Consider the following 1,793-nt stretch of genomic DNA (forward strand, 5'->3'; position numbering starts at 1 on the left):
GGTCAGGGCAGCAAGGGCTGCCAGGAACCAGCTGTCGAATTTCGCCGATATCTGGTCGGGATGCAGCAGCACCTCGCCATAGACGTCAAAGGCGGCAATGGTGGTGACGCCGGCCACCAGAGAAAACAGGATCAGGTTGATCGGCAGGCCCCAGATGTTGCCCTTGCGCAGCGATGCCTTGTCAGGCGCGTAACGGGCGAAATCGCAGAAATTGAGATAGAGCGCCGAGAAATAGGTGACCCAGATCGCGGCCACCGCAAACAGCGAGGTCCAGGAGCCAGGCGTGCCGGGCACGCCCGCATCCTTCGTCTTGTCCAGCAGCACGTCCATCGGGATGTCGCTGGTGAAGGCAAATCTCCCGGATTTGACACAGAGATAGATCGCCAGGATCAGCATCATCACCCACACCGCGGGGCCGGCCCAGTCCTGGAAGCGGCGGACCGTTTCCATGCCGTTCTGGATGATCAGCAATTGCAGCCCCCAGATGACCACGAAGCAGATCACCTCCAGGCCGGTATGACCGAGGAAGTGCGTGCTGGCGTTGAAATCGGCGAACCATTGCGTGCGGATCAGCAGCGCCACGATCGCGCCCGAGGCGGCGGCAGTCTGCGCGCCGTACCAGAAGCAGGCGACGACGGCGCGCACCAGCGCCGGTATGTTGGCGCCCCAGATGCCGAAAGAGGCGCGGGCAAGCACGGGGTAGGGCACGCCCGTCTTCACGCCGGCATAGCCGACCATGTTCATCAGCGCGTAGATGATCAGCGAGCCGATGCCTATGGCGATGATGAAATTGACGAAGCCGCCGCAGAACAGGAACAGACTGGCGGCAAGATAGTAGCCCCAAAGGCTGTGGACGTCCGACGTCCAGACGTTGAAGATCGAGAATGGTCCCCAGTTTCGAACTTTGGCCGGAGCCAAATCCTCGTTGTACAGATCAGGTGAAGCACCCTGTATCGTCATGGCAATGTTCCCCTTTTGCAGCACGCGCCCTCACGCGTTGGCCGCGTGCAGGTTAAGCCTGCCGCCGGGGAACCGACAAGCAACCTATTTGCCGGCTTTGGCCTTAAAGATATTCAATGAGAACTGCGATTATCGATGCAAGGCGATGGTGGGTCATCGCTGGACCACGGATGAGTCGAGGTTCGACGCGGGGATTCCAATCTGAAGCGGTGGCTCCCGACATTTTCGGTTGGGGGGCATCTAAGCGATTGCCATCACCTGCTTGTGGTCCGCGACTTCGGCGAGCAGCCAATCCTGAAACAGACCGGTGCCTGGCTTGTTGCCGATGCTGCGACGCTGATGCAGGTAAATGCCGGCCGGATAGGTGTGGCGGGCACGGAACGGCGCGACCAGCTTGCCTTGCTGCAGAAAATCTTGCGCCATCATCGTGTCCGCAAGCGCTATTCCGGCGCCATTGATCGCTTCGCGCATGATCAGGGTGCAATCATCCAGTGTTGTGCTGGATTTTGGCGTCGTTTCCAGAACGCCTTCCTGCTCCAGCCAACGCTTCCATCTCATGGTTTCGCATTCATGGATCAGATGATGATTGACCAGATCGGCCGGCGATCGCAGCGGCACAGGCCCCTCCAGAAGCGAAGGCGCACAGACCGGCGTCAAAAGCAGCGGGATCAGCAGCGTCAGAGCCGGACCGGCCTTGTAGACGAACTCGTCGACAATGGCCAAATCGAAGTTGGCGCGCTTGCCTGAAGTGGAGATCTCCAGATCCACCGACGGATGCAACCGGCGAAAGTTCGGCAACCGGTCCGCCAGCCAAAGGTTCAGAACGGTGGGCA

2 protein-coding genes are annotated in these 1,793 nt (G+C 60.1%); both read right to left on the reverse strand.

Annotated elements, in window-relative coordinates; all coding sequences use genetic code 11:
• Positions 1-960: cytosine permease (locus EN914_RS34160; RefSeq protein ID WP_127389624.1), on the reverse strand; the 960-nt coding region annotated here is incomplete at its 3' end.
• A 240-nt stretch (positions 961-1,200) separates the two neighbouring features.
• The coding region (locus EN914_RS34165; RefSeq protein WP_127389625.1) for a LysR substrate-binding domain-containing protein at positions 1,201-1,793 on the reverse strand (593 nt) is incomplete at its 5' end.

The sequence above is a fragment of the Mesorhizobium sp. M7A.F.Ca.CA.001.08.2.1 genome, from assembly GCF_003998455.1.
Taxonomy (GTDB): domain Bacteria; phylum Pseudomonadota; class Alphaproteobacteria; order Rhizobiales; family Rhizobiaceae; genus Mesorhizobium; species Mesorhizobium ciceri.